Origin of the sequence: Actinomyces haliotis, from assembly GCF_015355765.1 — a bacterium.
GTDB classification, from domain to species: domain Bacteria; phylum Actinomycetota; class Actinomycetes; order Actinomycetales; family Actinomycetaceae; genus Actinomyces; species Actinomyces haliotis.
This window is the reverse complement of sequence record NZ_JACWNA010000007.1, coordinates 16,478-39,922: the sequence shown is the minus strand read 5'-3', so window position 1 is coordinate 39,922 and position 23,445 is coordinate 16,478. Positions and strand designations below refer to the sequence as shown.

Sequence of the window (23,445 nt, the reverse complement as noted above, 5' to 3'; positions counted from 1 at the left end):
TGCTCGTCGAGGACGTCCGCACGGCGGTGCTGACCTCGTCGTCCTCGCCCAGTCGCTCCACTGGACCCACCCTACGACGCGCTGGCGTCGGCTCCATGACCTCCTCGCCCCCACAGGAGCCGCGGCCATGCTCTGGAACGGCTGGCAGCTCGACCCCGAGCGCCACGACGTCGACGCCCTCTTCGAGCGTGTCAACGCCGGGCTGGCGCGTCCCACGACCTCAGACGTGGAGCACCGCGAGGCTGCCGGCTCCGCCTGGACGGACGGCGTCGTCGTGGGACCCGGCGCCGAGCTGCTGCGCGAGTCACGCCGCGAGGTCGCGGAGTGGACCTGGGAGATGCCGACGCCGACCTACCTCGAGCTCCTCGGCACGACCTCGCAGTACCTCGTCGCCGAGCCGCGCGTCCGCGCCGACCTCGAGACCGGGCTCTCCGGGATCCTGGGGCGCAGCGTCCTCCTCGACGTCCAGACCCTCCTCGTCGAGACCGTTCGCGCCTGAGCGACGCTCGCCCGAGCACCCGCCCACGGGCACGACGCGGCCCGGCGCACCACGTGGTGCGCCGGGCCGGATCGTGTCGCCTGGGGGAGCGGCATCGGGACACGGGAGGCTCGAAGGGCGCCGTCCTCAGAGGACGGAGGAGAGGAACGCTCGCGTGCGCTCCTGCGCCGAATGGTCGAGGACCTGGACCGGGTCGCCCGACTCGCAGATGACGCCTCCGTCCATGAAGGCGAGCTGGTCGCCGACCTCCCGCGCGAAGCCCATCTCGTGGGTGACCACGACCATCGTCATGCCCGACGCCGCGAGGTCCTTCATGACCTGGAGGACCTCGCCGACGAGCTCGGGGTCGAGGGCGCTCGTGGGCTCGTCGAAGAGCATGAGCTCAGGGTCCATGGCCAGGGCCCGGGCGATGGCGACGCGCTGCTGCTGGCCGCCGGAGAGCTGGGACGGGTAGTGGTCGAGCCGGTCGCCCAGGCCGACGCGCTCGAGCAGCTCGACGCCGCGCTTGCGCGCCTCGGCCTTGCTGAGCCCCTTGACCTGGACGGGGGCCTCCATGACGTTCTCGAGAGCGGTCATGTGGGGGAAGAGGTTGAAGCGCTGGAAGACCATGCCGATGCGAGCGCGCTGGGCGGCGCGGGCCTTGTCCGACAGGGCGTGCAGCTCGACGGTGCCGTCGGACTTCGTGACCTCCCGCATGCCGATGAGGTCGCCGTCGACGTAGACGCGGCCGGCGTCGATCGACTCGAGCTCGTTGATGCAGCGCAGGAGGGTGGACTTGCCCGACCCGGAGGGGCCGATGAGGACCGTGACGGATCCGGAGGGAACCGTCATGTCGATGCCCTTGAGGACGTGGAGGTCCCCGAAGAACTTGTGGAGCCCGGAGACCTGGACCTTCGGGGTGGACGCCTGGGGCGAGGACGCTCTGCTCGTGGCGCTGGTGCTCATGGGGTGACCTCCAGGAAGGGATCGTGCTTCGTGGTGTGGGCGTCGAGGATGGCCTGCTGCCGGGACGACAGGCCGCGCTTCGATCCGGTGGACGAGGAGCGGCCGTCGAAGCCGCGCCCGTAGTAGCGCTCGATGTAGTGCTGACCGACCATGAGGATCGAGGTGATGATGATGTACCAGAGCGCCGCGACGATGAGCAGCGGGATCGTCTGGTAGGTGCTCGAGGCGTAGGAGTTCGTGACGAAGGTGAGGTCCAGCGTGTAGGGCACCGCCAGCACCAGCGAGGTCGTCTTGAGCATGGAGATCGTCTCGTTGCCCGTCGGCGGCACGATGACGCGCATGGCCTGGGGCAGGACGATGCGGCGGAGGATCTTGCCCTTGGACATGCCGAGTGCGCCGGCTGCCTCGCTCTGACCCGGGTCGACGCTTCCGAGCCCCGAGCGGACGATCTCGGAGAGGTAGGCGCCCTCGTTGATCCCCAGACCGAGGACGGCGGCGACGAAGGGGCTGAAGACCGTCTTCGTCTCGAAGGTGAGCATCTCGGGACCGAAGGGGACACCGAGACTGAGGTGCTGGTACAGGGCGGACAGGGCGCCCCAGAAGACCAGCTGGGTGTAGATCGGGGTCCCGCGGAAGAACCAGAGGTAGGCGAGGGACACCCAGCGGAGCACGGGGTTCGAGGACTGGCGCATCACCGCCGTCGCCACCGCCAGGATGATGCCGATGAGCATCGCGAGGAAGGTGAGCACGAGGGTGATGCCGACGGCGCGCACGACGTGGACCTCGCGGAAGAAGAACCAGACCGTGTCCCAGTGGAACTTCGGGTTGGTGAGCAGCGCGTGGACGAACATCGCGCCGAGGACGGCGACGATGGCGGCGCTGATCCAGGTGCCGGGCTTGGGGACCGGCTTAGGGTTGTTGAGCTTGACGGGGGCGTCCGAGGACGTCTCCGCGCTCGTGGGCTGGGTGCTCATGGGTCAGTCCTCCACGTTCGGGTTGATCTCGGCCTTGTCCAGCGCACCGTCCTTGACGCCCCAGGCTTCGAGGATCTTCTGCCACGTGCCGTCGTCCATGAGCTTCTGGACGGCGGCCTGGACGGCCTTGGTGAGCTCGGGGTCGTCCTTGGCGACGACGATGCCCTGTGGAAGGGCGTCCTCCATCTTGCCGACGGTCTCCAGCTCCCCGCCGGTCTGCTCGACGGCGTACCCGGCCACGGTGGAGTCGGAGTACATGGCGTCGATGGTTCCGCCGACGAGGGCCGTCGAGGCCTCGGACTGGGTGTTGTACGAGCGGACGGTCAGCGTCGGCTTGCCGGCCTCGGAGCAGGTCTGGGCGTCCTTCTTCATCGAGTCCTCCTGGGCGGTGCCGACCTGGACGCCGACGGACAGACCGCACAGGTTGAGGTGGTCGGAGGGGTCGACCTTCTTCGGGTTGCCGGACTGGACGTCGAACTGGGAGCCGACGTTGATGTAGGAGATCATGTCGACGCTGGCCTCTCGCTCCTTCGTGATGGTGAAGGAGGAGACGCCGAGGTCGTACTTCGAGCCGATCGCCGCGATGATCGAGTCGAACTCGGCGGTGTGCGTCGTGGCAGGCACGCCGAGGACCTGGCCGATGGCGGTCGCGAGGTCGACGTCGTAGCCGATGGCCTTCCCGGAGGTGTCGAGGAACTCGGCAGGGGCGTAGTCGGTCGAGGCAGCGATGTCGAGGCTGCCGTCGCTGAGCGTCCCGGCCGGGAGCATCGCGGCGATCTTGTCGTCCTTCTGGATACCGCTCGTGTCGTAGCCCTCCGTGCTCCCGCTCGACGTCGACGAGCCGGAGGCGTGCCAGTCGGCGGCGTTCGTGCAGGCGGACAGCCCGGCGGCGAGGGCGAGGAGGGAGGCGAGGGCGGCCCCGCGGCGCAGGGATCGTGCGTTCCTCATGGGTGCTCCTAGCGGAAGGGGATGGTGCGGATCAGTGTATCCGCATAACGCATAAGTATGCGCGTTGTTGGGGTGTGCCGACGTGCGTCAGCCGCCCACGGACGGGTTGAGCTCGGCCTTGCTCAGAGCGGCGTCCTTGACCCCCCAGGAGGAGAGGATGTCTCTCCAGATGCCCTCGTCCATGAGGTACTGGACCGCGGCCTGGACGGCCTTGGTGAGCTGGGGGTCGTCCTTGGAGACGGCGATGCCCTGGGGGAGGGCGTCGACGACGTCGCCCACGGTCTCCACCTGACCGTCGGTGAGCTGCACGGCGTAGCCGGCGACAGTCGAGTCCGAGTAGGTGGCGTCGATCGTGCCGCCGACGAGCGCCGTCGCCGCCTCGGACTGCTTGGAGTAGGAGCGCACCTGGATGGCGGGCTCGCCGGCGTCCTGGCAGGTCTGGGAGTCCGTGCCGAGCTCGGTCTCCTGACCGGTTCCGGTCTGGACGCCGATCGTGAGCCCGCACAGGTTCATGGTGTGGCTGGGATCGATCTTCTTCGGGTTGCCGGACTGGACGTCGAACTGGGAGCCGACGTTGATGTAGGAGATCATGTCGACGGCGCTCTCGCGCTCGGTCGTGATCGTCATCGCGGCGACGCCGAGGTCGTACTTGGAGCCGATCGAGGAGATGATCGAGTCGAAGGCCGCCGAGTGCGTCGTCGTCTTGACGCCAAGGACACGGGCGATGGCGTGGGTGAGGTCGACCTCGTAGCCGATCGGTGTGCCGTCGGCGTTGAGGAACTCGCCCGGCGGGTAGGCGGTTGACGTCCCGATGTCGAGGACCCCGTCGGCCAGGGCGTCCTTCGGCAGCAGAGCGGCGATGTCCGCCTGCTCCTTGATGGCGCTCGTGTCGTAGCCCTCGTTCGCGCCCGAGCTCGAGGAGGCCGTGTCGGAGCCTGAGGCGCTCCAGTCCGCGGCGTTCGTGCAGCCCGCGAGGCCGGTGGCCAGGGCTAGGCCCGCGATGACGCCGAGCGCGCGGTGTGCGGTGGGGACTCGCATGTCTGCTCCTCGGTGTGGACGGGAATGACACCATCGTAGGTATCGCGTGTTGCGTATAGATATACGGCTCGGCGCCGTCCTCGTGGAGGACGGGGCCGAGCCGTGTCCGATCGCCGACGGTGCCGCCGGGTTGCCGATCAGATGTTGTAGTACATCTCGAACTCGTAGGGGTGCGGACGGAGGCGCATCGGGGCGATCTCCTTCTCGCGCTTGTACTCGATCCACGTCTCGATGAGGTCGGGCGTGAACACGTCGCCCTCGGTGAGGTAGTCGTGGTCGGCCTCGAGGGCGTCGAGCGCCTGGTCGAGGGAGTACGGGAGCTTGTCGATGTCGAAGTACTCCTCCGGAGCGAGCTCGTACAGGTCCTTGTCGATGGGCTCGCGGGGCTCGATGCGGTTGCGGATGCCGTCCAGGCCGGCCATGAGGACGGCGGAGAAGCAGAGGTACGGGTTGCTCGACGGGTCCGGCACGCGGTACTCGATGCGCTTGGCCTTCGGGGAGGAGCCCGTGACCGGGATGCGGATGCAGGCGGAGCGGTTGCGGGCCGAGTAGACGAGGTTGACCGGCGCCTCGAAGCCCGGGACCAGACGGCGGAACGAGTTCACCGAGGGGTTGGTGAAGGCCAGGAGGCTCGGGGCGTGCTTGAGGATGCCGCCGACGTACCAGCGGGCGAGGTCGGAGAGCTGGCCGTAACCGCGCTCGTCGAAGAACAGCGGCTTGCCGTCCTTCCACAGGGAGTGGTGGCAGTGCATGCCGGAGCCGTTGTCGCCGAAGATCGGCTTGGGCATGAAGGTCGCGGTCTTGCCGGACTGCCAGGCCTGGTTCTTGATGATGTACTTGAACTTCATCATGTCGTCGCCGGCGGCGAGGAGCGAGTTGAATCGGTAGTTGATCTCCTGCTGGCCGGCGGTGCCGACCTCGTGGTGGGCGCGCTCGATGGCGAGACCCGCGTCGATGCAGTCGGAGACCATGCGGTCGCGGATGTCGGCCATCTGGTCGTTGGGGGAGACGGGGAAGTACCCGCCCTTGAAGGGCGTCTTGTAGCCCTTGTTGCCGCCCTCCTCCTCACGGCCGGAGTTCCACGCCGCCTCGTTGGAGTCGACCTCGTAGTGGGTCGAGCCCGGGGTGGTCTCGTAGGCGACGGAGTCGAAGAGGTAGAACTCCGCCTCCGCGCCGATGAAGCAGGTGTCGGCGATGCCGGTGGACTTGAGGTACTCCTCGGCCTTGGCGGCGACGGAGCGCGGGTCGCGGGAGTAGACCTCGTCGGTGAAGGGGTCGACGATCGAGAAGTTGATGATGAGGGTCTTCTGCTCGCGGTACGGGTCGAGGAACGCCGTGGTGACGTCCGGGATGAGCTTCATATCCGACTCGTTGATGGCCTGGAAGCCGCGGATTGAGGAGCCGTCGAACATGAGGCCGTTCTCGAGGGCGTCGTCGAGCTCGCCGGCGGGAATCGTGAAGTGCTGCATGATGCCGGGCAGGTCGCAGAAGCGGACGTCGACGAGCTTGACGCCCTCCTTCTCGATGAAGGCCTGCGCCTCGGAAGCGTCCTTGAACATGTGGTGTTCCTCCAGATGATTCTCCGCACCGGATACCGGTTCGCCCAGGTCGTTCCCGAGGGTGCCGAGCCGGGTGGGCTGCTGTGCGGTTGGCTCGACAGTATGGGTGCGCCGTGACGCGAAGGTGCCGCGAGTGTGTCCTCGATGTTTCACGGAAGGGGGCCTCGGAGGCTCGGAACGTGAGACGGGCGACGCGACCGGATCGGCCGGGACCTAGGTCCGGTCGACTGCGGGCCCTGCGCAGCCCGCGGGCAGCGTGTCGGGGATCCTCCGGGGCGACCCCTGTGGCCGGTCCGTCGCGACGGCTCGCTTCCCGACGACGGACGGACGCCGCCACGCGGTGCGTGGCGGCGTCCGGAGGGTGTCCTCAAGCGGCGGCTCAGCGACCGCGCATGGCGCGGCGGTCGGGCCTCGCTCGCATCGGGTCGACGCCCTTGGGGATCGGCAGGGCCTTCGCGCCGAGGGAGGAGAGTCGCTTGGAGACCTGGGCGATCTCGGCGTCGGTGAGCTTCGTCGGCTTCGTGGGCAGCTGCCGCAGGGTCTTGTTGAGGTCGATGAGACGCGTCTGGCCCTCACCGGTGCCGACGTTGACGACGTGCAGGGGGACCGTGGACAGGATCCGCTTGATCTTCTTGGACTCGTCCTGGACGAGGCGCTGGGTGCGGCTGGTCGGGCCCTCGGCGACGAGGACGATCCCGGGCTGTCCCACCAGGCGCCAGACGACGTCCTGCGTCTTCGGGTTGACGGCGGCCGGCTCGGGCTCGACGAACCAGCCGCGTCCCTGCTGGTCGAGGACGGCCTTGGCGGCTCCGGGCATGCCCTCGATCTGGGTGTAGGAGGCTCGGCGCACGGTCCACGACAGCAGGATCATGTCGAGCATGCCCGCGAGGAGCACGCCCATGAGCACCCAGTACCAGGCGGCCTGGTGCGTCGCCGCGGCGAGGAGGACCGACAGGACGACGAGCACGACGAGCACGCCGATGAGCGCCCACCCGATCCACGGGTAGGTCCGCCTCGAGATCGTGTAGGAGTCCTTGAGGTTCTGGAAGTACTGCCCGACGCGGCCCCGCTTCTGGGGACTCGGGCTCGACGCTGTGCTCACGGTGCCCCACCATAGCGGACGCCGCCCCCTGCTCCGGAACCGTGTTCCGAGCGAGGAGGCGGCGTCGGGGCCGGGACGGGAGACGAGGCGGGAGCGGTGACCCGCCCGGCCGCCCCGAGCACGCTCAGCGGGTGCTGACGGCCTGCTGCTCGAGGATCGAGGACGCCTCCTGGCGCGCGGTCTTCGGGGCTGCGACGTCCTGCATCTGCTCGGGGACCTCCCAGCCTTTGGCACGCATCGCGCGACCCCAGAGCATGCCGGAGCGGTACGAGGAGCGCACCATCGGCCCGGACATGACGGCCGAGATGCCCAGGTCCTCCGCCATCTGCCCGAGCTCCACGAACTCCTCCGGCTTGACCCAGCGGTCGATCGGGTGGTGGAGCTTCGAGGGGCGCATGTACTGCGTGATGGTGAGGATGTCGACGTGGTTGGCGACGAGGTCCTTGATGGCCTCCTCGATCTCGTCACGGGTCTCGCCCATGCCGAGGATGAGGTTGGACTTGGTGAGGAGCCCGGCCTCGGAGGCCTGGTTGAGGACGGAGAGCGAGCCCTCGTAGGAGAAGGCGGGGCGGATCCGGCGGAAGATGCGGGGCACCGTCTCGAGGTTGTGGGCGAAGACCTCGGGGCGCGAGGAGAAGACCTCCTCGAGGGACTCGCGGCGGCTCCTGAAGTCCGGGACGAGGAGCTCGACGCCGCAGCCGGGGAGCATCGAGTGGATCTGGCGCGACACCTCGGCGAAGAGCCAGGCGCCGCCGTCGGGAAGGTCGTCGCGGGAGACGCCCGTGACGGTCGCGTAGCGCAGGTCCATCTCCTTGACGGACTGGGCGACGCGACGGGGCTCGTCCTCGTCGTACTCGGTGGGGCGCCCGGTGGCGATGTCGCAGAAGTCGCAGCGGCGGGTGCACAGCTCGCCGCCGATGAGGAAGGAGGCCTCGCGGTCGTTCCAGCACTCGTAGATGTTGGGGCAGTTGGCCTCGGCGCAGACGGTGTGGAGCCCCTTCTCGTGCACCATCCCCCGGACCTCCTGGTAGGTCTCGGAGATGACGGCCTTGGTGCGCAGCCACTTCGGCTTCTGCTCGATCGGGACCTCGGCGTTGCGCGCCTCGACGCGCAGCAGCCGGCGGCCCTCGGGGGCGATCGTGTCCGTCATGGCTCTCCTCCGTTGACGCGATGATGAGCGGTCCTCAGCCTATCGCCGCAGGGCCCCGCGTCGGGACCTCCGGCCCAGCCGGCGGTGAATGGCTCACGTGGTCTGCGCCACGAGCGGCTCGAGGTGCTCCTCGAGCGCGGCCGCGACGGCGTCGGCCGGCTCAGTGACCGGGACGGTGCGGCCCGTCTCCGCCGACAGGGAGGTCACGCCGGCGTCGTCGATGCCGCAGGGGATGATGCGGTCCAGTCCGAAGGCGGCGAGGTCGGCGCAGACGTTGAGGCCGATCCCGTGCATCGTCACCTCGCGCGCCACGCGCACGCCCAGGGCGCAGACCTTCCGGTCCTGACGCTGCCGCTCGTCGGGCGACGCCGGGACGGCGGGGACCCACACGCCCGAGCGGTCCGCGACCCTGATGGTCTCGACGTCGTAGGCGCCGCAGACGTCCATGACGGCACCCTCGAGCGCTCGCACGTACTTGATGACGTCGACGGGGGAGGCGAGCCGCACGACCGGGTACACGGTGAGCTGACCCGGGCCGTGCCAGGTGGTCTTGCCCCCGCGGTCGACGTCGATGACGGGCACGTGCCCGGGCTCGACGAAGTCGCCCTCGGGCCGCTCCCAGGAGTGCGCGCGGCGCCCCACCGTGTAGACGGGCTCGTGCTCGACGAGGAGGAGCGTCGAGTCCCGGTGACCGGAGACGACGTCGTCGTGGAGCTCCTGCTGGAGCGCGCGGCCCTCCGCGTAGGGGATGAGGCGGGTGCCGAGGTCGAGGTCGATGCGCTGCACGGGGCCACCCTAGGCCCGGCCCGCGGCGGGGCGGCCGGCAACGGACCAGGCGGCCGGCGGTCCTCCGAAGCCGGTTTTCCACAGGGCGGCCGCAAGGCGTGGCGGGTCGGCACGGGTCGCCGGGACCATGGCGGCATGAGGACACGACGAGGCGGCTCGCGCCGCGGCCGGACCCAGTCGCCCCGATCCGAGCGGGGCGCCGGGACGCAGGACCCGACGGTGATGGACGCGGCGACCCTTGAAACGCTCGAGGCCTCCGGGCTCACCGTGGGGGAGCCGCTGGCACGAGGACGGACCGGTCGACCCGGCGTGTACCGCGGGCTCGACCGGCAGGACCGGCACGTCGCGGTGCGGCTCGTCGACGTGCCCGCCGGCGGCGCAGGCGCCACCGTCCTCCGCCGTCTGAGTCTCCTCAAGGGGCTCCGTCACGAGGGGATCGCTCGGGTGCGCGAGGTCATCGCCGTACCGGGCGGACGCGCCGCCGTCACCGTGGACCTCGTTGCCGGCGCGGACCTGGCGGTCGTGCTCGGCGCCCGTGGCGGGCTCACCCGCTCCGAGGCGGCACGGCTGCTGGACGACCTCGGCTCGGCGCTCGCTCACCTCCACGCGGCCGGGCTCGTCCACGGCGACGTGGCTCCCGGCAACGTCGTCGTGACGACGGACGGCGGTGCGGTGCTCATCGACGTGGTCAGCGGCGTCATGGAGACCGGGACGGCCGGGTGCGCCGCCCCGGAGGTCGAGTCGGGCGCCGCACCCACGGCTGCCTCGGACGTCTACGGCCTCGCCCGCCTCCTCGAGCTCTGCTCGCAGGGGTCGGCGTCGCTGCGCGAGCGCCTCGAGCCCATCCTCGCCGACGCGCTGCACGAGGACCCTGACGCGCGGCCCACGGCCCGGGCCCTGGCTGCGCGCGCACCCGGGATCGCCCGCCGCGGTGCCATCGAGCTCCCTGACGGCGCACGCCTGGCGGCAGGGGCACTGCGAGCCGCCGCCGCGGCACCGACCCGGCCGGTGCCCTCCCGCCGTGCCCGGCGGCGCGGCGCCGCCGCCTCCCGTGCGCCGTCCTCCCGGAGTCGGCGGACGGGGGACCGGGCGGGAAGACCCGGACCAAGCGGGCGACGGCTGCTGGCCGGGCTCCTGGCCGCAGCGGCAGCTCTCTGCGCGGGCGCCCTCGTGAGCGGCGCGCTCCCTGCCCTCGACCGGACGGAGCAGGACGCCCCCAGCATCCGGATCGCCGACGGGGACGTCGCCACGGTGACGAGGTCGGAGGCGCCGACGGAGCCGCCTCTCTCCGGACGGGCCTCGTCAGCCGGCGGGGCCACGGCGGTGCCGGGCGGCCTGCGCGGGGAGGGGACGAGCACGCCCAATCCGACTCCGGCCACTTCAGCGAGCGTGACCGGAGCGGCGTCCGTACTCACTGAGCGCGACGCGCTCCTCAACGGGAGGGACCCGCTCGAGGCGGCCGTCCTTCTGACCGCCGCTCGGGACGAGGCTCTCACCTCCGGCGACGCGGCCGCGCTGGCGACGACGACGGTCGCCGGGGGAGCCGCCGCCCGGGCTGACGCGGCTCTCCTCACCGCGCTGTCGGACGCGGGGGAGCGCGTCCAGGGGCTGAGCACGGCGCTCGTGGGGGCGCACCTGGTGGAGGTCCCGGAGGCCGCCCTGGCGCGGTGGCCGGCCGCTACGGGCGTCGCCGTGACGCTGACGCAGTCCTCCACCGGCCGGACGAGCGCCACGGGTAAGGAGCGCACGGTGCCGGCCCAGCCGTCGCGCGACGTCGTGCTGGTCCTCGTCCCCGGCCCGTGGCGTGTCGCCGAGGTCCTGCCCGCCGACTGACGCCGGGCTCCGAGCGCGAGGAGGCCCCGCACCCTGAGGGTGCGGGGCCTCCTGCGTGACGGGTGGATCAGCGCTCGCGCGCCGTTCCGGGCGTCGGCCAGCAGGTCACAGACCGAGCTCGCCGCCGAAGTCGCCCTCCTCGAGGCGCTTCTTGACCGTCATGAGGTAGCGGGCCGCGTCGCCGCCGTCGACCAGGCGGTGGTCGTAGGACAGGGCGAGGTAGCAGACGGAGCGGATCGCGATGACCTCGTTGCCGTCGGCGTCCTTGATGACGCGGGGCTGCTTCTGGATGGCGCCCAGGCCGAGGATGGCGACCTCGGGCTGGTTGATGATCGGCGTGTCGAAGAGGGCGCCGCCGGAGCCGGTGTTGGTGATGGTGAAGGTCGAGCCGGACAGCTCGTCCGGGTTGACCTTGTTGTCACGGGTGCGGACAGCCAGGTCGTTGATGCGCTTGGCGAGACCCGGGATGTTGAGGTCGCCGGCGTTCTTGACGACCGGGACGAGGAGGCCGCGCGGGGTGTCGACCGCGATTCCGACGTGCTCGACGTCATGGTAGGTGACCTGCTTGCCGTCGATCGAGGCGTTGATCTTCGGGTGGGCCTTGAGGGCCTCCGTGGCGGCCTGGACGAAGAAGGGCAGGAAGGTGAGCTTCGTGCCGTTCTTGGCGAGGAACTCGTTCTTCGCACGGGCGCGCAGGGCGGCGATGCGGGTGACGTCGACCTCGACGACCGTCGTGAGCTGGGCCGAGGTCTCCAGGGACTCGACCATGCGGGTCGCGATGACCTGGCGCAGGCGGCTCATCTTCTGGGTCGTGCCGCGCAGCTCGGTGTCGACCGCCGGCTTGGCGGAGGGCTTCGAGGCGGGAGCGGCAGCGGCCGCGGGAGCGGCGGGGGCCGGGGCTGAGGCTGCCTTCGCGGCCTCGGCCTTCTTGGCGGCCTCCTCGACGTCCTGCTTGCGGATGCGACCGCCGACGCCGGTGCCGGTGACGGACGTGAGGTCGACGCCCTTGTCACGGGCGAGCTTGCGCACGATCGGGGTGACGTAGGCGGCGGAGGCGACGGCGGCGGCCGAGGGCGCGCTCTCGTCCGAGGACGGGCCGGCTGCGGCCTTCTTCTCCTCGGCGTCGACGGCGTCCTCGCGCTTGCCCTCGGCGGGGGCCGGAGCCTCCTTCTTGGGCTCCTCAGCCTTCTTCTCCTCGGCCTTGGGGGCCTCGGCGTCGGGAGTGGAGGACTGCGCCGACGGGTCGCCGATGACGGCGAGGACGGTGCCGACCTCGACGGTCTCGTCCTCCTCGACCCGGATCTCGAGGAGGGTGCCCGAGACCGGGGCCGGGACCTCGGTGTCGACCTTGTCGGTGGCGACCTCGAGCAGCGGCTCGTCGGCCTCGACCTCGTCGCCCACGGCCTTGAGCCACGAGGAGACGGTTCCCTCGGTGACGGACTCGCCCAGCGCGGGCATCGTGATCTCGGTGCCGGTCGCGGAGCCGGAGCCCGCGGCGGACTCGGCGGCCTCCGGAGCGGTGGCGTTGGAGCCCTCGGACGCGGCGGCGGCGTCCCCGTCCTCGGACAGCTGCGTGCCGTCGGACTCGGGCTTGTCAGCCTCCTTCTCGAGGGGGGTCCTGCTCTCCTCGGAGCTGCTGGAGGAGCCACCCTCGGAGGGGTCGCCGATGACGGCGAGGACGGTGCCGACCTCGACGGTCTCATCCTCCTCGACGAGGATCTCGAGGACGGTGCCGGAGACCGGGGCCGGGACCTCGGTGTCGACCTTGTCGGTGGCGACCTCGAGCAGCGGCTCGTCGGCCTCGACCTCGTCGCCCACGGCCTTGAGCCAGGAGGAGACGGTTCCCTCGGTGACGGACTCGCCCAGTGCGGGCATCTTGATGGACTCGGACATTGCTGTCTTCCCTCTGTCTTCCTGGTTCTGGTCAGCCGTGGTTGTGCAGCGGCTTGCCGGCGAGGACCATGGCGGCCTCACCGAGGGTCTCGTTCTGGGTCGGGTGGGCGTGCACGAGGGCGGCGACGTCGTCGGCGTCGGCCTCCCAGTTCACGATGAGCTGGCCCTCGCCGACCTGCTCGCCCATGCGGGCGCCGATCGCGTGGAAGCCGACGATGGGGCCGCCCTTGAGGGCGACGTACTTGACGAAGCCCTGGGTGCCCAGGATCTGGCTCTTGGCGTTGCCGGCCACGTTGAACTCGGCGGTCGTGACCGCGTCGGCGCCGTACTGCTCCTTGGCCTTGGCCTCGGACAGGCCGACGGAGGCGATCTCGGGCTCGCAGAAGGTGACCTTGGGGACCTTGACGTCGTCGACCGGGGTCGGGTCGAGCCCGGCGATCTTCTCGGCGACGACGATGCCCTGGGCGAAGCCGCGGTGGGCGAGCTGCACGCCGGGGACGATGTCGCCCACGGCCCAGACGCCGTCGACGTTGGTGCGGCCGAACTCGTCGGCGAGGACGAAGCCGCGGTCCATCTCGACGCCGACCTGCTCGTAGCCCAGGTCCTTCGTGGCGGGGCCGCGGCCGACGGCGATGAGCATGACCTCGGCGTCGTAGGACTTGCCGTCCTCGGTGTGGACCGTGACGCCCTTGTCCGTGCGGTCGACGGACTTGAACATGGTCTTGGTCTTGAAGGTGATCTTGCGCTTGCGGAAGGCGCGCTCGAGCTGCTTCGAGACGGCCTCGTCCTCGTTGGGGACGAGGTGGGGCAGGCCCTCGATGATGGTGACGTCAGAGCCCAGGGAGGCCCAGGCAGAGGCGAACTCGACGCCGATGACGCCGCCGCCGAGGATGACCGCGGAGGAGGGGACGTGGTCGAGCTTGAGGGCGCCCTCGGAGGTGATGACCTTGTCGTCGATCTCCTGGCCGATGGTCTTGGAGAAGGAGCCGGAGGCCAGGACGACGTTCTTGCCCTTGTACTGCTTGCCGTCGACCTCGACGGTGTCGGCGGCGACGAGCTTGCCCCAGCCCTCGATGAGGTCGATCCCGCGGGAGCCGACCAGGCCCTGGAGGCCCTTGTACATCTTGGTGATGACGCCGTCCTTGTAGGAGTTGACGGCGCCCATGTCGATCCCGTCGAGGGAGGCGTTGATGCCGATGGCGCCGGCCTCGCGGACGGCGTCGGCGGTCTCGGCGGCGTGCAGGATGGCCTTGGTGGGGACGCAGCCGCGGTGGAGGCAGGTGCCACCGAGCTTGTCGGCCTCGACGAGCGCGACCTTGAGGCCGAGCTGGGCTCCACGCAGGGCGGCGGCGTAGCCACCCGAGCCGGCGCCCAGGATGACCATGTCGTAGACGGTGTCTGTCACGGAAAAACTCCTCGTTGATGTCCTTCGCCCCCGTGGGGCGGTTCGGCACAGTGGTCATTGTTCCACTCGCGGCTGCGCGACGCGTGACGATCAGGGTTACTGAGGGGACCAGGGTCCCTCTCGGGGTGTGAATGCCCTCACCCTACGGGGCGAGTGCCTCCACTGCCCTCCAGGCCCGTCGGTCCGTCACCGGACCGGCGGCGGGCCCTGACCGCGTGGCGCGCGACCGCGGCCGCGCCGGCCCGGGGACCCGCCTCCGAGCGCGAGGTCTCAGGCGCGCCGGCGAATGAGCTCGAGCAGCGTCGCGACGCCGACCCCCGTCCCCCCGGTGGGCGTCCCGCCCCACGGAGAGTGCTCGTTGTACGCCGGGCCCGCGACGTCGAGGTGCGCCCAGGGGGTGCTCCCGACGAACTCCCGCAGAAAGAGACCGGCGACGAGCATGCCGCCCGCGCGATTGCCAACGGCGGCGTTGCGCAAGTCTGCGAAGGGACTGTCCAGGTTCGCCCGGAGGTGACGCGGTAGCGGCATCGGCCAGAAGGCCTCTCCGGCGGCGACGGCGCTGGCGACGACCTCGTCGCGCAGGGACGGGGTGCCCATGACGCCCGAGACGCGCTCACCGAGCGCGACGATCTGGGCGCCGGTGAGGGTGGCGACGTCGAGGACGGCGTCGGGGTCCTCCTCCACGGCGCGCGCGAGCGCGTCGGCCATGACGAGACGGCCCTCGGCGTCGGTGTTCGTGATCTCGACGGTGGTGCCGCCGTACATGGCGACGACGTCGCTCGGTCGCTGGGCGTCCGCGCCGGGCATGTTCTCGGCGAGCGCCAGCCACCCCGTGACCCGGACCGGGACGCGCTCGAGCGAGGCGGCGAGGACGGTGGCGAGGACCGTGGCGGCACCCGCCATGTCGGACTTCATCTCCGGCATCGAGGCCGGGGGCTTGAGGGACAGGCCGCCGGAGTCGAAGGTGATGCCTTTGCCGATGAGTGCGACGCTCCGAGCGTCGGCGGCCTCGGGCACCCACTCGACGCGCACGAGGCGCGGCGGGTGCACGGAGCCCTGGCCCACCCCAACGATCCCCCCGAAGCCCTGGTCGGCGAGCTGGACCTCATCGAGGACGTCGTAGACGAGCCCCGCCTCCTCGGCGACCTCGCGGGCCCGCTCGGCGAGGGCCTGGGGCGTGAGCCTGTTCGGCGGGGCGTTGACGAGGTCGCGGGCGAGCGTCGTGGCCGTCGCGAGCGCACGTGCCCGGGCGAGGACGGCCTCGCCCTCCGCGGTCCCGGCCAGCGGCGTGAGGATCTCGACCGTGGCGACCGGCGCCGTGTCCGTCGGGACGCGGCCGGCCCAGGCGTACGCGGCCGTGAGCGCGCCCTCGGCGACGGCGGCGAGCTCCTCGCGGGTGCTCGCGGGCAGGCCGAGGACGACGGTTCCGGTCCCGGCGAGGCCGCGGACCGCGCGGCCGGCGAGGCGGGCGAGAACAGCGGGGCGGGTGGCGCCGAGCGCAGCCTCGTCGTCGCGCTCGTCGTCGGTGTCGAGCGCGGTCCCGGCGCCGACGACGGCGATGACGGGTGCGTCGGCCCCGCCGACGGCCGCGGCGGGCACGCGGACGAGCTCGTCAAGCGAGCCCCGTGCGCCCAGGGAGGGCAGGATCGCGGCCAGCGCCTCGGTGGCGGCGACGCCGGTCTGACCGTCGAGGAGGACGGCGCCCTGGGAGGCGGCGAGGACGAGGACCTCGGCCTCGGGTGCGGAACCCGGCGCGAGGAGGTTGATGTCTGCGGGTACGGGATTTCCAGTCACGGCGCCGATGGTAGTGTCCGGACTCGTCCCCTGGGCGAAGGACCTGACGACGGTGCGCGCTGAGCGCTCGGCCCGACGTCCCCCGTCCGTCGGGGGAGCGTACCCCGGTGCGCGAGGTCCCGGTGCCCCGAGCCGACGGCGCACCGGATGAGACGGACGAGGAGATCCCGACCCGCATGACGCCTACGGAGAACGAGGACGGCAAGATCGTCGTGCGTACGGTCGAGGACCGGCGGCGCCCGGCCCACGGGCTCAGCCGCGTCCTCGTGCTCGTCCTCGTCGTCCTCGGCGCCGTCATCCTCCTGCCGGCCCTCGTCGCCCTCGTTCGCGATCCCTCGTCGAACACCGTCGTCGAGTCGCTCGACGTCGTCGCGGGTGTGCTCAGCGTGCTGCTGGGCGTGTGCGTCGCGCACAACGGCCGACGGATGCGGGTGATCGGCTGGATGAGCGACACGGCCCTCATCACGGGGGCCGCTCTCGTCTCCGTCCTCACGCACACGGGGACGGCGCCTCTCCTCGAGGGCTGCGTGTGGGCCGGCGGTGGCCGGTCCCTCGCCTACCTGCCCCTCGTCCTCCCGCTCGTCACGGCCTGGTGGCTGTGGATGAGCGACCCGCGGCGCATCGTCGTCGCCGCGGAGCGCATGGACGGGCTCGGGGCCTCGTGGAACGAGCGGCACCGCTCGGAGCGCTGAGCCGCTCGCTTCCTCGGCCCCGGCGCGCCCCTGCCGACCTCGGCCGGCCTCAGCGCCTGCGCCGCAGGCGGACCGCGTGCGGTCGGCGCGCCGTGCTGCCGTCGGGTGCTGACGTGCGGCGTCGACGCCACCGCTGCTGGACACGAGCCCCGAAGGAGGTCCGCGCCTGCGCGGCCTCGAGCGCCCGGCGCTGGTGGCGGTAGAGCCGCCTCACCATCTCCTCCTGCCCCACCCAGCCGACCAGGACGTCTGCGGAGGCCCCGGGGGCCGCGGTGCCCGCGTCGTCGAGCCCGGGGGCGGCGGCCAGCGCGGCGTCTCCGTCGGTGCGGGAGGCCTCGTCCCACGGGTCCAGCGGCGGGGCGACGACCGGGAGGCCGTCCGCGTGCGAGTCGACGAGGACGCTGAGGACGGCTGTGGCTCCGTCGCCGACGGTGACGTGCTCGTGGGAGAGCGGGAGCTCGCCCACCGTGGCCGGACCGACCTCGGAGAGACCGGCCTCGGCGACGGCGACCGCGCTCACGCAGCCGAGCAGGCGTCCGAGGGACGGCGTCCCGTCCGCGGCGCGCGGCGCGCTGTCCTGGACCGCGACGACCGGCAGCACGGCGCTGCCGGAGGCTCGCAGGACCGCTGCCGCGCGCCGCAGCGTCATGTCGGCGGTGAGGACCGCGGGGGGCTCGCTCATGAGGGCGCGGGCCGTCGTCCGGCCCACGATCGTCGAGCGGACCGGGTCGTCGACGTCCTCGCCGCGCCGGCGCAGCTCCTCGGTGTAGATCGTGGTCCGGGTGAGGAAGCGGCTCGCGAAGGTGGCGAGGACCGTGGAGAGCATGAGGGGCATGAGGAGGGAGTACTGCCCCGTCATCTCGATGATGAGGACGACCCCGGTGATCGGCGCCCGGGCCGAGCCGGAGAAGACGGCTCCCATGCCGATGACGCCGAACACGGCGGCCGCGTTGGGGTGGCCCGGGACGACGAGCTCGCCGAAGAACGCGCCGAGGGTGCCGCCGATGAAGAGGGACGGGGCGAAGACGCCTCCGGTGAAGCCGAGACCGAGGGTGACCGAGGTGGCGACCATCTTGGCGGCGGTGAGGACGAGGAGGGCGAGCACGGTGTACCTGCCGTCGAGTGCCCGGTTGAGGACGGCGTTGGACTCGCCGTACATCTCGGGGTCGGCGAGCAGGATGCCACCGATGATGAGGCCGCCGACACCCGGCAGGGCCCACGCGGGCAGGTGGAGCGCGCCGCGTAGCGACTGGGCCGCGTCGGTGGCGAGGAAGCGCAGGCGGGAGAAGGCGACGCCCACGATGCCGCCGAGGAGCCCGAGCACGGCGACCCAGCCGAGCGCCGCGTCGCCGTCGAGGTTGAGGGTCGGCAGCTGGACCGAGAGCGTCGTGCCGAGCAGGTGGTGCGACAGGACCGTCGAGGACACCGAGGCGAGGACGACGAAGGCGAAGGCGTCCATCGTGAAGTCGAGGAGGATGACCTCCATCGCGAAGAAGGCGCCCGCGAGCGGGGTGTTGAACGCGGCAGCAATGCCGGCTGCCGTGCCGGCGGCGGCGAGCATGCGGACCGAGCGCGTCGGGAGGCCGAGGCGGCGTCCGAAGACCGTCGCGGCGCTCGCACCGACCTCGGCGATGGGCCCCTCCGGGCCGACGGAGCCACCGCCTCCGATGGTGAGGGCCGAGGCGATCATCGAGGCGGTGGCCGGCACGGGCGCCATCGCGCCGTCCGAGCGGCGAGCGGACCAGATGACTCCGCCGACGCCGTGCCCCGTCGGGGTGCGCCCGAGCCAGGACATGAGGGGCCCGACCAGCAGACCGGACAGCACCGGGGCGAGGAGGACGAACCAGCGGCCCGCGAAGGCCAGGACGCCCGTGGAGGGGCCCAGGCTCATCGTGTAGTCGTCGGCACCCGTGAGGAGGTGGGTCCACGCGTCGATCCCGAGTCGGAAGACGACAGAGGCGAGTCCTGAGAGCACCCCGACCAGGATCGCGAGGGAGAACAGCCCGGTGCGGTGGTGGCGCAGCAGGGCGAGGACGTCCTCGCGTGCGCGCGCGCGCAGCGCCGACGCGACCAGGGGACGCGCCGGCGCCGCGCTCCGTCCGGAGCGTCGTGAGTCTCCTTCGGTCACCGGGCGAGGTTCTCCACCGTGAGCTCGTAGCCCTCCTCCTCGGCCTCCAGGCCCCAGACCTGGCGGTAGAAGGAGAGCTCGGCCTCCAGCGCGCGCCGGATGTTGGCGGCGATGCGGAAGCCGTGCCCCTCGCCGTGGAAGACCTTGAGAGCGACCGGCAGGCCCTGGGACCTGACCGCCTCGTACAGCTCGGTAGCCTGCTCGGCGGGGACGATCGGGTCCTCGGAGCCCTGCAGGAGGAGGAGCGGGGCGTGGATGTCGTCGATCGCGTTGATGGGGGAGCGCTCCGTCATGAGCGGGTCGTCGACGCCCGTCGCCCCGACGAGGGTCTCGATGTACCGGGACTCGAACTTGTGCGTGGTCCGGGCCATCTGGACGAGGTCGGTGACCCCGTAGGAGGAGGTGGCCGCGCTGAAGACCTCCGAGCGCTCCAGGGCGCGCAGGACGGTGAAGCCCCCGGCGCTCGCACCCCTCACGGCGACGCGGTCGGGATCGACCTTGCCGGCCGCGATGAGGCTCCTGGCACCGGTGACGACGTCGTCGGCGTCGGCCACGCCCCAGCGCCCGTTGAGCAGGAGACGGTAGCGGGTGCCGTAGCCGAAGGAGCCGCGGTAGTTGACGTCGAGCACGGCGAAGCCGCGGCTCGTCCAGTACTGGGTGGACAGGTTGTACCCGGGCAGGCTGAGCGATGTCGGTCCGCCGTGCACGTTGACGATGAGGGGCGGAAGCTCGCCGTCGGGGCCGGTGCAGACGGCCGACGCGGGCGGGTAGTAGAAGCCGTGCGCGGTCTCGCCGTCGGTGGTCTCCCACTCGACCGGGTCGGGGAAGGACACGCCGATCGCCTCGGGCTTGAACTCCCCGGAGCCGCGCAGGACCTCGACCTTGCCGGCGCGCACCTCGATGATGCTGGGAAGCTCCAGCTCGTTCCCAGCCAGCATGACGACGCGGCTGGAGGAGGCGGCGACGTTCCCGATGGGCTGCCAGCCGACGTTCCACTCCTCGAGCTCGCCGTTGGACAGGCGGATCGTGCCCAGGTGCCACACGCCGTTGCGGGCCCAGGAGGCGATGAGGTGCTCGTTGTCCAGGACGTCGAAGTGGTGGGGGCCGAGCTGCCAGGAGGGGTAGGTGAAGGTGGCGTCGGCGGGGTGCAGCGCGCGGGTGCGCAGGTGCTCGGTCCAGCCGGGACGGTTGGTCCCGCGAGCAGGGAAGCCCTCGGTGCGGTAGAGGTTCCAGTACCCGGTCTCGTTGGAGACGTGGATGAGGTCGCACTCCTCGGTCCAGCGAGGCTCGGCGACGGAGTGCCCGTGGCCCCCGTCGAGGACGGTCTGCTCGCCGATGGTACCGTCGGGGTCGAGGTCGCCGACGTGGAGGCTCGCGTTGTCCCACGGCATCGAGGGGTGGTCCCAGGTGATCCACGCGAGGTGCTCTCCGTCGGGGGAGAGCGTGGGGGAGGAGACGAAGTCCGTGCCGGAGACGATCGTGCGGACGGGGTCGTCGTCGCGGGCGGCGGAGCCGTCCAGTGGGATCGCGACGAGCGAGCTCACCGGCTCGCCCTCACCGCGGTGGTCCTCGCGGACGGCGTAGACGAGGCCACGGGCGGTGTCGATCTCGAGGTCGCCGTGCCGGACGTCGCCGTAGATGGTCAGCGGCACGAGGCCGCGCATGCGGTGGGCGACCTCGTAGCGGTAGAGCCGGCCGTCCCCGGCGTGGGAGACGACGATGACTCCGGCGTCGACGGCGTAGGCGCGTCCTCCGTACTCGTGGACCCTCGTGCGGGCGTCGACGAGCTCGTCGGAGGGGGTAAGGGGAAGGACCTCGCCGGTCTGGCCGGCGGCGTCGCGCCGCAGGAGGACCTGGCGGCCGGCCTGGGAGGCGCGCTGCTCGACCCAGTACGTGTCCCCGCCGTCGACCCGGACCTGCGAGAGGCGCACCGTGCGGGTCGTGATCGTGCCCGGCGTGATGGGCGAGGGCCAGGTGCCGAAGGGGGCGGTGGTGCTCATGGATCCTCCTGAGACGTGGTCGTCGGTCGCCCGCGCTCCCGGTGACTGAGCCGGTGGTGCCGCGCGGGGCGACCCTGGTCACACCCTATCCCGCTCGGAGTGACCCTCGTGACGCGCCTTCGAGCCTCCGGGCCGGCGCTGCGCGCTCGGTGGGACGGGCGGCTGTCGGACGAGGTCGCGGCCCGTGGTGAGGGGGCCGGCACGCTCCGCGACGCGGGTCCCCGCGCGACCCTGTGCGCAGGACTGGGACGCGGGTCCCACGCACCTGCCGTAGGGGCCGGGGCGGGAGCGTCCGGCCGGGAACGACCTGGCCGAACGAACCCGCTGGACGTCTGACGTCTGGTGATCTCGTTGGGGACTTACGTCCCTGAGGCGATGCCGATATGGTCGTCGTGTGAGTCAGAACACTGGGCCCGTCAGGGTCCGTCCCCTGCTGGGCTGAGCGGTCCGCCTACGCTTATTTCGACGGCGCAAGGAAGTACCGCCACGTCCCCACGAGGGACTTCCCCAACAGGGTGACCTGATCGGCACCCACACACAGGAGGGCACGGATGACCACCGAGGTCACAGCATCCGCCACGGCGGAGGAGTCCAGCAGCCGCAACGCCTGGGAAGGCTTCGTCCAGGGGCCGTGGACGGAGGGCGTCGACGTCCGCGACTTCATCCAGCGCAACTACACCCCGTACGAGGGCGACGCCTCGTTCCTCGCCGACGCCACCGACAAGACGCTGCGCCTGTGGGACACGCTCGAGGAGAAGTTCCTCAAGGAGGAGCGCAAGGTCCGCATCCTCGACGTCGACACGCACATCCCGTCCGACATCGACGCCTTCCCCGCCGGGTACATCTCCGAGGACGACGACGTCATCGTCGGTCTCCAGACCGACTCTCCCCTGAAGCGCGCCATGATGCCGAACGGCGGCTGGCGCATGGTCGCCCAGGCGATCAAGGAGGCCGGCAAGGAGGTCGACCCCGAGGTCCAGAAGATCTTCACGAAGTACCGCAAGACCCACAACGACGCGGTCTTCGACATCTACACGCCGCGCATCCGCGCCGCCCGCTCCAGCCACATCATCACCGGTCTGCCGGACGCCTACGGCCGCGGCCGCATCATCGGCGACTACCGCCGTGTCGCGCTCTACGGTGTCGACCGCCTCATCGAGCTCAAGCAGGTCGCCAAGGACGCCGTCGCGGACCAGCCCTTCTCCGAGCACTGGGCCCGGTACCGCGAGGAGCACTCCGAGCAGATCAAGGCGCTCAAGAAGCTCAAGAACATGGCCGCCTCGTACGGCTTCGACATCTCCGGCCCGGCCACGAACGCCCACCAGGCCGTCCAGTGGACGTACTTCGCCTACCTCGCCTCCGTGAAGTCCCAGGACGGCGCCGCCATGTCGATCGGTCGCCTCTCGGCCTTCCTCGACGTCTACTTCACTCGTGACCTCGCCGACGGCACGATCACGGAGACCGAGGCGCAGGAGATCATCGACAACTTCGTCATGAAGCTGCGCATCACCCGCTTCCTGCGCACCACGGACTACGACCAGATCTTCTCCGGCGACCCGTACTGGGCCACCTGGTCCGACGCCGGCTTCGGTGAGGACGGCCGCCCGCTCGTCACGAAGACCTCCTTCCGCCTCCTGCAGACCCTGCGCAACCTGGGTCCTGCGCCGGAGCCGAACATCACGATCTTCTGGGACGAGAAGCTCCCGCAGGGCTACAAGGACTTCTGCGCCCTCATCTCCATCACGACCTCCTCCATCCAGTACGAGGCCGACGAGCAGATCCGCGAGCACTGGGGCGACGACGCGGCGATCGCGTGCTGCGTCTCCCCGATGCGCGTGGGCAAGCAGATGCAGTTCTTCGGCGCGCGCGTCAACTCCGCCAAGGCGCTCCTGTACGCCATCAACGGCGGTCGCGACGAGATGACCGGCAAGCAGATCGTCAACGGTCTTCCCGGCGTCGAGGGCGACGGTCCGCTCGACTTCGACGACGTCTGGGCCCGCTACGAGAAGATGCTCGACTGGGTCGTCGGCACCTACGTCGAGGCGCTCAACATCATCCACTACTGTCACGACAAGTACGCCTACGAGGCGATCGAGATGGCGCTGCACGACTCCGACATCGTGCGCACCATGGGCTGCGGCATCGCCGGTCTGTCGATCGTCGCCGACTCCCTGAGCGCCATCAAGTACGCGAAGGTCACGCCCGTCCGGGACGAGACCGGCCTCGTGGTCGACTACGTCACCGAGGGTGACTTCCCGATCTACGGCAACGACGACGACCGCGCGGACGACATCGCCGCCACCGTGGTCCACACGATCATGTCGAAGATCAAGGAGCAGCCCTTCTACCGCGACGCGATCCCGACCCAGTCGGTTCTCACCATCACGTCCAACGTGGTCTACGGCAAGGCCACCGGCGCCTTCCCGTCGGGCCACCAGGCCGGCACGCCCTTCGCCCCCGGCGCCAACCCGGAGAACGGCATGGACACGCACGGCATGGTCGCCTCCATGATGAGCGTCGGCAAGCTCGACTACAACGACGCCCTCGACGGCATCTCCCTCACCAACACCATCACCCCGCAGGGCCTCGGCCGCACGCTCGACGAGCGCGTCGAGAACCTCGTGGGCATCCTCGACGCCGGCTTCGTCCCGGACGACTGCGCCGAGGTCTGATCCCCCTCGCGTCCCCGGTCGGCCGCC

At 71.0% G+C, this 23,445-nt stretch carries 17 protein-coding genes; 4 read left to right on the top strand and 13 right to left on the bottom strand.

All coding sequences use genetic code 11. The features are described from left to right. The first annotated feature begins 127 nt into the window (after nt 1-127). Nucleotides 128-499, top strand: a complete 372-nt coding sequence (locus tag IXW69_RS05185) for a hypothetical protein (protein ID WP_194785308.1) — start codon at nt 128-130, stop codon at nt 497-499. A 126-nt stretch (nt 500-625) separates the two neighbouring features. Here IXW69_RS05185 and IXW69_RS05180 read toward each other — a convergent pair whose 3' ends face one another. The 8 genes from IXW69_RS05180 to lipB all read right to left on the bottom strand — a co-directional run bounded on the left by IXW69_RS05180 (nt 626) and on the right by lipB (nt 9,001). Next, nucleotides 626-1,444 carry an amino acid ABC transporter ATP-binding protein gene (locus tag IXW69_RS05180; protein WP_194785307.1) on the bottom strand — a complete coding sequence of 273 codons (819 nt, stop codon included), beginning with the start codon at nt 1,442-1,444 and terminating at the stop codon, nt 626-628. After that, nucleotides 1,441-2,418 (bottom strand): amino acid ABC transporter permease, encoded by a 978-nt coding sequence (locus tag IXW69_RS05175; protein ID WP_194785306.1) that lies wholly within the window; start codon nt 2,416-2,418, stop codon nt 1,441-1,443. Before IXW69_RS05175 ends, IXW69_RS05180 begins: the two co-directional genes overlap by 4 nt. A 3-nt stretch (nt 2,419-2,421) precedes the next feature. Continuing rightward, the gene (locus IXW69_RS05170; RefSeq protein WP_194785305.1) at nt 2,422-3,366 is read right to left on the bottom strand and encodes an ABC transporter substrate-binding protein; all 945 of its coding nucleotides are present in this window, start codon (nt 3,364-3,366) and stop codon (nt 2,422-2,424) included. 87 nt (nt 3,367-3,453) lie between these two features. Further along, a complete protein-coding gene (locus IXW69_RS05165; RefSeq protein WP_194785304.1) occupies nt 3,454-4,404 on the bottom strand; it encodes an ABC transporter substrate-binding protein in 951 nt (316 codons plus the stop codon). A gap of 137 nt (nt 4,405-4,541) precedes the next feature. Then, nucleotides 4,542-5,963 (bottom strand): type I glutamate--ammonia ligase, encoded by a 1,422-nt coding sequence (gene glnA, locus IXW69_RS05160; protein WP_194785303.1) that lies wholly within the window; start codon nt 5,961-5,963, stop codon nt 4,542-4,544. 379 nt (nt 5,964-6,342) lie between these two features. Continuing rightward, nucleotides 6,343-7,065, bottom strand: a complete 723-nt coding sequence (locus tag IXW69_RS05155; RefSeq protein ID WP_194785302.1) for a DUF4191 domain-containing protein — start codon at nt 7,063-7,065, stop codon at nt 6,343-6,345. Between the two features lie 124 nt (nt 7,066-7,189). Beyond that, entirely contained in the window at nt 7,190-8,215 is a 1,026-nt protein-coding gene (gene lipA, locus IXW69_RS05150) for a lipoyl synthase (RefSeq protein ID WP_194785301.1), read from the bottom strand. Between the two features lie 93 nt (nt 8,216-8,308). Beyond that, a complete protein-coding gene (lipB, locus tag IXW69_RS05145; RefSeq protein ID WP_194785300.1) occupies nt 8,309-9,001 on the bottom strand; it encodes a lipoyl(octanoyl) transferase LipB in 693 nt (230 codons plus the stop codon). A gap of 135 nt (nt 9,002-9,136) precedes the next feature. Between lipB and IXW69_RS05140 the strand changes: the two genes are divergently transcribed. After that, nucleotides 9,137-10,834 carry a protein kinase domain-containing protein gene (locus tag IXW69_RS05140; RefSeq protein ID WP_194785299.1) on the top strand — a complete coding sequence of 566 codons (1,698 nt, stop codon included), beginning with the start codon at nt 9,137-9,139 and terminating at the stop codon, nt 10,832-10,834. 105 nt (nt 10,835-10,939) lie between these two features. Here the strand turns inward: IXW69_RS05140 and sucB are convergent, their stop codons facing one another. The 3 genes from sucB to IXW69_RS05125 form a co-directional block, all read right to left on the bottom strand. Beyond that, nucleotides 10,940-12,727, bottom strand: coding sequence for a 2-oxoglutarate dehydrogenase, E2 component, dihydrolipoamide succinyltransferase (sucB, locus tag IXW69_RS05135; RefSeq protein ID WP_194785298.1), 1,788 nt, complete (start codon nt 12,725-12,727; stop codon nt 10,940-10,942). Between the two features lie 31 nt (nt 12,728-12,758). Further along, nucleotides 12,759-14,132: a dihydrolipoyl dehydrogenase gene (gene lpdA, locus IXW69_RS05130; protein ID WP_194785297.1), complete on the bottom strand. Its 1,374-nt coding sequence runs from the start codon at nt 14,130-14,132 to the stop codon at nt 12,759-12,761. 270 nt (nt 14,133-14,402) lie between these two features. Next, a complete protein-coding gene (locus IXW69_RS05125; RefSeq protein WP_323745184.1) occupies nt 14,403-15,926 on the bottom strand; it encodes a leucyl aminopeptidase in 1,524 nt (507 codons plus the stop codon). Nucleotides 15,927-16,102: 176 nt separating this feature from the next. On the opposite strand from IXW69_RS05125, the gene IXW69_RS05120 reads away from it, so the two are divergent. Beyond that, nucleotides 16,103-16,618: a hypothetical protein gene (locus IXW69_RS05120; protein ID WP_194785295.1), complete on the top strand. Its 516-nt coding sequence runs from the start codon at nt 16,103-16,105 to the stop codon at nt 16,616-16,618. A gap of 49 nt (nt 16,619-16,667) precedes the next feature. Here IXW69_RS05120 and IXW69_RS05115 read toward each other — a convergent pair whose 3' ends face one another. Beyond that, a complete protein-coding gene (locus IXW69_RS05115; protein WP_407646529.1) occupies nt 16,668-18,746 on the bottom strand; it encodes a chloride channel protein in 2,079 nt (692 codons plus the stop codon). Beyond that, entirely contained in the window at nt 18,743-20,746 is a 2,004-nt protein-coding gene (locus tag IXW69_RS05110; RefSeq protein ID WP_194785294.1) for an alpha/beta hydrolase family protein, read from the bottom strand. Before IXW69_RS05110 ends, IXW69_RS05115 begins: the two co-directional genes overlap by 4 nt. A gap of 551 nt (nt 20,747-21,297) precedes the next feature. Between IXW69_RS05110 and pflB the strand changes: the two genes are divergently transcribed. Further along, nucleotides 21,298-23,418, top strand: a complete 2,121-nt coding sequence (pflB, locus tag IXW69_RS05105; protein WP_194785293.1) for a formate C-acetyltransferase — start codon at nt 21,298-21,300, stop codon at nt 23,416-23,418. The last annotated feature ends 27 nt before the right edge of the window (nt 23,419-23,445 follow it).

Bases quoted from the DNA above. Each gene is read 5' to 3' on its own strand.
- IXW69_RS05185 (WP_194785308.1), top strand. From the start codon at position 128: ATGCTCTGGAACGGCTGGCAGCTCGACCCCGAGCGCCACGACGTCGAC.
- IXW69_RS05180 (WP_194785307.1), bottom strand. From the start codon at position 1,444: ATGAGCACCAGCGCCACGAGCAGAGCGTCCTCGCCCCAGGCGTCCACC.
- IXW69_RS05175 (WP_194785306.1), bottom strand. From the start codon at position 2,418: ATGAGCACCCAGCCCACGAGCGCGGAGACGTCCTCGGACGCCCCCGTC.
- IXW69_RS05170 (WP_194785305.1), bottom strand. From the start codon at position 3,366: ATGAGGAACGCACGATCCCTGCGCCGCGGGGCCGCCCTCGCCTCCCTC.
- IXW69_RS05165 (WP_194785304.1), bottom strand. From the start codon at position 4,404: ATGCGAGTCCCCACCGCACACCGCGCGCTCGGCGTCATCGCGGGCCTA.
- glnA (WP_194785303.1), bottom strand. From the start codon at position 5,963: ATGTTCAAGGACGCTTCCGAGGCGCAGGCCTTCATCGAGAAGGAGGGC.
- lipA (WP_194785301.1), bottom strand. From the start codon at position 8,215: ATGACGGACACGATCGCCCCCGAGGGCCGCCGGCTGCTGCGCGTCGAG.
- IXW69_RS05140 (WP_194785299.1), top strand. From the start codon at position 9,137: ATGAGGACACGACGAGGCGGCTCGCGCCGCGGCCGGACCCAGTCGCCC.
- sucB (WP_194785298.1), bottom strand. From the start codon at position 12,727: ATGTCCGAGTCCATCAAGATGCCCGCACTGGGCGAGTCCGTCACCGAG.
- IXW69_RS05120 (WP_194785295.1), top strand. From the start codon at position 16,103: ATGACGCCTACGGAGAACGAGGACGGCAAGATCGTCGTGCGTACGGTC.
- IXW69_RS05110 (WP_194785294.1), bottom strand. From the start codon at position 20,746: ATGAGCACCACCGCCCCCTTCGGCACCTGGCCCTCGCCCATCACGCCG.
- pflB (WP_194785293.1), top strand. From the start codon at position 21,298: ATGACCACCGAGGTCACAGCATCCGCCACGGCGGAGGAGTCCAGCAGC.